Source organism: Neobacillus vireti, from assembly GCF_036962465.1.
GTDB classification, from domain to species: Bacteria; Bacillota; Bacilli; order Bacillales; family Cytobacillaceae; genus Neobacillus; species Neobacillus vireti_B.
Window position 1 is genome coordinate 44268 of the sequence record NZ_JBALNF010000005.1, and the last position, 7335, is coordinate 51602.

Annotated in this window: 10 protein-coding genes; all 10 read right to left on the reverse strand. The window is 38.6% G+C overall.

Going from position 1 to position 7335, the window contains the following annotated elements:
- Window positions 1-115 precede the first annotated feature (115 nt).
- Window positions 116-997, reverse strand: coding sequence for a 16S rRNA (cytidine(1402)-2'-O)-methyltransferase (gene rsmI / locus V7077_RS02515; protein ID WP_335498263.1), 882 nt, complete (start codon window positions 995-997; stop codon window positions 116-118).
- A complete protein-coding gene (locus V7077_RS02520; RefSeq protein WP_335498264.1) occupies window positions 975-1259 on the reverse strand; it encodes a GIY-YIG nuclease family protein in 285 nt (94 codons plus the stop codon). The genes rsmI and V7077_RS02520 overlap by 23 nt, the downstream gene beginning before the upstream one ends.
- Window positions 1249-1989: a tRNA1(Val) (adenine(37)-N6)-methyltransferase gene (locus V7077_RS02525; protein ID WP_335498274.1), complete on the reverse strand. Its 741-nt coding sequence runs from the start codon at window positions 1987-1989 to the stop codon at window positions 1249-1251. The genes V7077_RS02520 and V7077_RS02525 overlap by 11 nt, the downstream gene beginning before the upstream one ends.
- Before the next feature lie 62 nt (window positions 1990-2051).
- Entirely contained in the window at window positions 2052-2426 is a 375-nt protein-coding gene (gene yabA / locus V7077_RS02530; RefSeq protein WP_335498265.1) for a DNA replication initiation control protein YabA, read from the reverse strand.
- Between the two features lie 12 nt (window positions 2427-2438).
- On the reverse strand, window positions 2439-3266 hold the full coding sequence (locus V7077_RS02535) for a PSP1 domain-containing protein (protein ID WP_335498266.1): 828 nt from the start codon (window positions 3264-3266) through the stop codon (window positions 2439-2441).
- A complete protein-coding gene (gene holB / locus V7077_RS02540) occupies window positions 3259-4266 on the reverse strand; it encodes a DNA polymerase III subunit delta' (protein WP_335498267.1) in 1008 nt (335 codons plus the stop codon). Before holB ends, V7077_RS02535 begins: the two co-directional genes overlap by 8 nt.
- A 22-nt stretch (window positions 4267-4288) precedes the next feature.
- Window positions 4289-4618 (reverse strand): cyclic-di-AMP receptor, encoded by a 330-nt coding sequence (locus V7077_RS02545; protein ID WP_335498268.1) that lies wholly within the window; start codon window positions 4616-4618, stop codon window positions 4289-4291.
- An 80-nt stretch (window positions 4619-4698) separates the two neighbouring features.
- On the reverse strand, window positions 4699-5331 hold the full coding sequence (gene tmk / locus V7077_RS02550; protein WP_335498269.1) for a dTMP kinase: 633 nt from the start codon (window positions 5329-5331) through the stop codon (window positions 4699-4701).
- Window positions 5332-5354: 23 nt separating this feature from the next.
- Window positions 5355-6797, reverse strand: a complete 1443-nt coding sequence (locus tag V7077_RS02555) for an aminotransferase class I/II-fold pyridoxal phosphate-dependent enzyme (protein WP_335498270.1) — start codon at window positions 6795-6797, stop codon at window positions 5355-5357.
- A 94-nt stretch (window positions 6798-6891) separates the two neighbouring features.
- Window positions 6892-7110 carry a sigma factor G inhibitor Gin gene (locus tag V7077_RS02560; protein WP_215045694.1) on the reverse strand — a complete coding sequence of 73 codons (219 nt, stop codon included), beginning with the start codon at window positions 7108-7110 and terminating at the stop codon, window positions 6892-6894.
- Window positions 7111-7335: the final 225 nt, after the last annotated feature.

The following is a 7335-nucleotide window of genomic DNA, read 5'->3' on the forward strand; positions in this document are numbered from 1 at the left end:
TTCATTAAACTAGTCTGTGATTTCCGGGGGCGGTACAGGGAGCCTCCTAGTCGCTTCGCTCCCAACGGAATATGCAAAAATTTTTCTTCCACCCTTTTTGGGTCGGCTTCTTTTTTTAATGTTCTTCAATATGATAAGCCTGATATACCTCACGCTTATTAAGACTTCGATCTTTTGCTGTTTGCTTAATGGCTTCCTTTGAAGAAATGCTATTAACGGTTATGTAATGTTGAACATGTTCCTCTATAGATAAATCCTGCCACCAGTCTGCCTCTTCATTAACTTCTTGATATTCGATTCCTTCTACAATCAGACAAAATTCCCCGCGAATTTCATCTGAATGGGCCCACTCAATGATTTCCTCAAGGGTTCCACGAATAAATTCCTCGTACTTCTTTGTTAATTCCCTGCAGATGACGATCTTTCGATTACCTAGGACATCAAGCATAATAGCTAACGTTTCTTTAATCCGATGGGGCGATTCATAAAAGATTAGGGTAGCATTTTGTTTCCTCAAAATATCTAATTCTGCCCGCTTCTCTTTCTTGTTTCGATGTAAAAATCCATAAAAGTAAAAGGGCTGGCAGGAGATTCCTGAGGCTATTAAAGAAGTCAATGCTGCATTTGCCCCTGGTAATGGAACGACCGCTACTTGTTCACTAATCGCTGCTTGGACAAGCTCATATCCTGGGTCAGAGATGGCTGGCATTCCTGCATCACTGACCAGTGCTATCTTTAGGCCCTGCTTGACCCTTGCGATCAGCTTTTCCCCGCTAGTTTCTTTATTATGTTCATGATAGCTGACAATCTGGGTATCAATTTCAAAGTAATTACAGAGTTTTTTTGTATTCCTTGTATCCTCCGCAGCTATCAAATCTGCTTCTTTAAGGATTCTAATAGCCCGAAAACTCATATCCTCTAGATTTCCGATGGGAGTAGGAACAAGATAAAGGATTCCCTTATTCGCTTCGTTTTCAAAACTCTTTTGCTGCCACATCCGGTTCACCTGCTTTCATTAAATACTCCAGCTTTTTCTTTCTTGTTAACTGCTTAAACTGATATTCTGCCCTTAAGGCCTCACCTTTGTTAGTAAAAACTTGATAATACGTTAATTTGACAGGTCCTCTGCCCCGTGTATATTTTGCTCCCTTGCCTTCATTATGCTGATCAACCCGACGGTTAAGATCATTTGTATAGCCGCCATACAGACTTCCATCGCTGCATGTTAAGACATAGAAATAATGACGATTACTCTCCATATAAAATTCCACTGATTTCAGGAGTGTATTCGCCTGCTTCATTATATACGATCAAGGGGGGAAGTATTTTTAAATCTGGGCTCCCGTCTTTAGTCGCTTCTACTAGAAGGATATTTGCTTCCTTACCCTGCTTTGGATAAACAAATTGAATCCGTTTTGGTTCAAGTCTGTATTTGCGCATTAATGTAATTATATCAATGAGACGTCCAGGACGATGGACGAAAGCCACCTTGCCCCCTTGCCTGACTAACTGACTTGAAGTTTTAACTGCATCTTCAAGTGTGCAGAGTATTTCATGCCGGGCAATAGCTAAATGCTCATTAGGATTTATCTCTTCCTTAGAAGGAGTGGTAAAGTAAGGAGGATTACAGGTAACCACATCAAATTTACCATGCCCTAACGCTTTTGGCATTTCTTTAATATCGCCATGAATCATTTTTAAACGGCCTTTGAGTTCATTGTGTTCAATACTTCGAACTGCCATATCATATAATCGCTCTTGTATTTCCACACCTGTAATTTGCCCTTTTGTCCGTGTACTTAAAAATAAAGGGATAACCCCATTGCCGCTGCAGAGGTCGATTAAGTTCCCTTTTTGAATGGGAACATATACAAACTTGGCCAGCAGGACTGCATCGAGAGAAAAAGCAAATACAGATGGGCTTTGAATAATTCGGAGCTTCTCAGCTAGTAAATAATCAAGCCGTTCATCTTCCTTTAAATACACCACTATATCCATCACCCTATCAAAAAGATATGAAAATAGAGGCTGCATCAATCAGCCTCTTAAGATTATTTCTTATTAAGAAAAGAAAGACAAAACAAACAATCGCCTTCCTTACGCAAACTGCCAAAATGAAGGTTACATATATGAAACCCCTCTTGATAGAGCCTTGCGAGGTTATCATATCCTTCACCAACATCAAAATGCTTTCCCCTTGGGGTTTCCACAGCTGCTTCAGCGCCTTGTGTTGGATCCGTTTCTTTCTTTTCATCATCCATGGTTACATCTAAACGGCGCCTTAAATGTTCATTTTCAAGCTTTAAATAATGATTCTCTTCTAGGATCTCAGCTAAATGCTGCTTTAATTCCCCTAATTGCTGATAAAGATGGCCAATTTGTGTTTCCATATTACTTACTGATTCAAAAATTTCCTTTTTATCCACGGCTTCCACCTCTTAATCTGTGGATTGTATAGAAAAGGCACCTTCTTTAATGATTTCATCCAAAGTATACTCCAGAACCCGTTCTTGTTCCTTTAGTTCAATCTGAAGTACCCGCTCTAATATATTTAATCCAACCACTTTTCCTTTACCCTGTGGTGTTTCAATGATTTCCCCTAAATCAGGCAAAGCTTCTTTAGCGGATTCGTATTCATCATTTTCATATTTCAAGCAGCACATAAGTCTTCCGCATAATCCGGAAATCTTCGTTGGATTTAATGAAAGATTTTGATCCTTTGCCATTTTTATCGAGACAGGATCAAAATCACCTAGAAAGGTTGAACAGCATAGCATTCTTCCACATGGTCCAATACCGCCAAGCATTTTTGCTTCATCGCGGACACCGATTTGGCGTAATTCAATGCGTGTCCGAAAAATAGCTGCTAAATCTTTTACAAGCTCTCGGAAATCAACTCTTCCATCTGCTGTAAAGTAGAAGATGACCTTATTTCTGTCAAATGTATATTCAACATCCACTAGCTTCATATCCAGCTGATGTTCATTTACTTTTTCATTACAAACCTCATAAGCTTCTTGAGCTGCCTGCTTATTTTCTTCAACAATCATTCGATCCTTTTGATCAGCAATTCTGACTACCTTTTTCAAGGGAAGAACTACATCATGTTCTTCCACCTTTTTACGGGCAATCACTGCCTTCCCATATTCTACACCGCGAACTGTTTCAACAATGACGAAGTCATCCTTATCAATTGAGAGGTCTCCCGGATCAAAATAATAGATTTTCCCCGCTTTTTTAAAGCGTACTCCTACAACATCATACAAATGAAGATCCCTCCTGCAATTTTAACACAAGCTGTTCCATCATCAGCTGAGGATTCATATTTGCCTGCAGCTTCCTTTTGGCATCAAGAATAGCTGACATTTGATCCGATAAGCGCCGTCCAGATGTTTGCAGGGCATATTGTCTTAACCGCTCATTCTCCTCAATAAAAACAAGCTGCTCCTGCCTATCCAATTGTATATATAGTAAATCTTTAAAAACTAAAAGTAATAGATCTAAACCACGTTGAATCTGTTCTTTCTCTTTAAAGTGTAAAAACCAATCTCCCTGGAGTGTAACCATTGCCTCCAGTGAATTTTTTTTTAACACCTCATATAATTTTACCACTATTTTTTGGGCTTGTGCAAACCATTCATCGACATTTAATTTGAGAGCTTCTTCCAAATTATTGGTTAGCTGTGCGAGCATTGGGGCTTTAGCAGGATGGACCCCGTTTTCAATTAACTGTTTGATCATCATCTGCGGTGCTAAAGGTTGGAATACCAGCATTTGGCACCTAGATAAGATTGTTGGCAGCAACTGCTGAACCTGCTCTGTTAATAGAAATGCAACCGTTCCCGGATTTGGTTCTTCAAGAAATTTTAGTAAGCTGTTTGAAGCACTCACACTCATTTTATCGGCATGAGAGATCAAGTAAACTTTATTGAATGATTCTACTCCCTTTTTTGAGAACTCTGCTTGAAGGGATCGAATCTGCTCTACTTTAATCGATAATCCATCCGGCTCCACCATATGAACATCTGGATGGTTACCATTATTGATTCGAAGGCAGTTATTACAGGACTCGCAAGGTTTATAGCCTTCTATTAACTTTTCACAAAATAAGGACTTTGTGAGCAATAAGGCTATTTCCTTTTTTCCTGTTCCTCTCATGCCTTCAAAAAGGTAAGCATGGGCCACTCGATTTTTCAGCAAGCTGTTTTTTAACATTTTCAATACCTTCGGCTGCAGCTCTAGTAGTTGATCCCATGTTTTAACCAAATTAATCACTCACTATCTATAATTAAAAATGCATATATTGCTCAATTGGTAATACAAATATCGTTGCTCCGCCTACTTCTACTTCTACTGGATAAGGGACATAAGAGTCAGCGTTTCCTCCCATTGGTGACACAGGGGCAACCAGCTGATCCCTCGATTTGCAGTTATCCTTAATAATTTGAAGAGCCCGGTCTACCCGGATATCTTCGGTACCTATCATAAAGGTTGTGTTCCCCGACTTCAAAAAACCACCTGTACTAGCTAGTTTGGTTGCCCTAAAATTATTATCTACCAAAGCTTTAGATAAACGGTTGCTATCTTGATCTTGAACGACGGCCATGATCATTTTCATATGGAACACCCTCTCCTCTTTTTTTCTTTATTTTATTATAACAGTTTATCTGCTGGTATACCTAAATAAAAAAGCCTATACTAAAGGCTTTTCTCGTCTAATTTTGCTTTGATTATATTTAGCGTTTTTTGATAGACCTCATCAACGGTACCTGACGCATCAATCCGGACCATTCTATCGGGGAAACGTTTCAATAGGAGAAGATATCCTTCTCTGACTTTATGATGGAAATCAAGATTTTCTAAATCGAGGCGGTTTACTTCTCTCCCTTTGTTTCTATTAATTCGCTTCATTCCTAATTCAGGTTCAATATCAAAGTAAATAGTCAGCTCTGGACTCAAGTCCTCAATGGCAAATTGATTAATCGCATAAACCTCATCCAGTCCTAATCCACGGGCATATCCCTGATACGCTAATGAACTATCAACAAATCTGTCACATAGAACTACTTTCCCCTCATGTAATGCCGGCTTTACTTTTTCAATTAAATGCTGCCTTCTTGCTGCCGCATATAACAGCGCTTCTGTTCGAGGGTCCATAGCGGTATTTTCTTTATCTAAAATAACTTTTCTAATTTGCTCCGCTATTTCAATACCTCCTGGCTCCCTTGTCAACAAAGCCTGATCCAGCTCTTTGGCTATCATATTTATAATAGTTGTCTTTCCAGCCCCATCCGGACCTTCAAATGTAATAAAAGTTCCGTTTTCCTTCAAAATAATACCTCCATTTTATAATCCTACCTTATAGAAAATGTCTTTAGATAACCTGCCTTTAATAAAGAGACATCACCTTGGAATCTTGCCCCTGTTTGTAATAATCGATTAAGCTGTCCAATCCTTCCACTTGTTATTTTTTCTCCCTTCATTAGCAAAGGAATCCCCGGTGGATAGGGTATGATCGTTTCTGCACAAACCAATCCTGATGCCCTCTCTATCTCAACTTCCATTATTTTTAGTTTTTCCATTTCGCTGTATTGGATGGCTAACTCCGAAATCCTTTCATCGCCAGTTGGTATTTCATTGATTATGTCGTTAAACGACAAACCGTAAAGCATACCTTTAATTTTCGCTACAGTCTCGGATAATGGATAGACTTGTCCTTTTTTTAAAAGAGGCATAATTAATAGGATATTATACGGATCAGCTAATTCCGTATATATTCCATTCTCTTCAAACTTTTTTTGTAATTCAAATCCTGTTAACTCAGATTTAGATTGAATGGTGATCTTAAGAGGATCACCAACGTTCTTTGGATATGTTAACACTTTTATGCTCTCAATCTTAGCTAAAGCTTCTTTAAAGGATTGTATTTCTGATAGAAGAAAGTGGACATCCTCAGGTTCATATCCAGCTAAATAATATCTGGAAATATCTAGTGATGCCATAATTGGATAAGACGGGCTGCTTGATTGAAATACCCCTAGATATTCTTCCACCCTTGTCAAGTTTACCAAGTCACTATTCACATGCAAAAAGGAACCCATTGTCATCGCTGGAAGGGTCTTATGGGCAGAGTGAACAACCACATCCGCACCTAATTGCAGTGCCGATGGCGGAAAAGGTTCCCCAATGATAAAATGTGGACCATGTGCCTCATCCACCAATACCGGAAAATGATGGTGATGAGCCAACTCAATTATTCCCTTTAAGTCATCGACCATCCCATAGTAATTGGGGTAGGTCAAGATCAGCGCTTTTGCATCAGGATACTGGTTAATGGCCTGTTGGACGGTGCAGGTGCTGATGCCTGCAGCTACCTTCCATTCCTGGTTGATCTCTGGCTCAAGAAAGATAGGCCTTACTTTTGCTAATTTCAATGCATTTAACACTGATTTATGGCAGTTTCTTTGAACGAGGACCGTGGAATCCTCCGTACACACAGCCATAATCATAGCCAAGTTGCCTACGGTTGAACCATTTACAAGAAAGAAGCTTTTTTTTGATCCATATAACTCAGCTAACAGCTCTTCTGCTTCCCTAATGGGCCCTTCTGGTGAATGAAGGTCATCTAAACCAGTTAATTCTGTTGCATCTATTTTTAATATTCCTTTAAAAAATTCATCCTGTTTATATGCAGCTATTTCACCATATTTATGGCCGGGAACATGAAAGGATACAGGATTATTACTTATATGTCGCTTTAGAGCATTATACAAAGGGATTTCTAATTGATTTTTCATTTTATATTTACCTTGCCTATTAATCGACATTTTTAAGATCACTTTATTTAGTTTCCTATTTTTCAGCAAAAAAATAAAGCCCTTTAAGGACTTATTATGAAAATATTTCAGGTGTTGTAATCTTTTTTAGCTGTTTAAGGAAATATTTATATCTTGGATCGTTTGTATCTGTATGAATTAAATCATTTTCGCAGTCTGTACAAATAAAAGAAGTGTATAGATGTATGCCTTTTGGTTTTAGACTTTCACAAATAACGCACGTTTCCTCAAAATGATTATGTGCTAGTATTGAATTCAATCCCTCCACCTCCATACATCCATTCTGTCCATTACCAGATATTTGTATACAATTTTTTGAATAATCTTTCCTCCCGGCTCCTGTATTATCTTATGTTAATGCCCTTAATTGGGTGTATGTCTATATGTATTTTCTTTGAAAACACTTCGTACTTTTTGCTTTTCACTCATCTTTTTCCTCGATAAATAAAAAAAGACAATCCTTCCGGATTGTCCTTGTGCTGCCTGGCAACGTCCTACT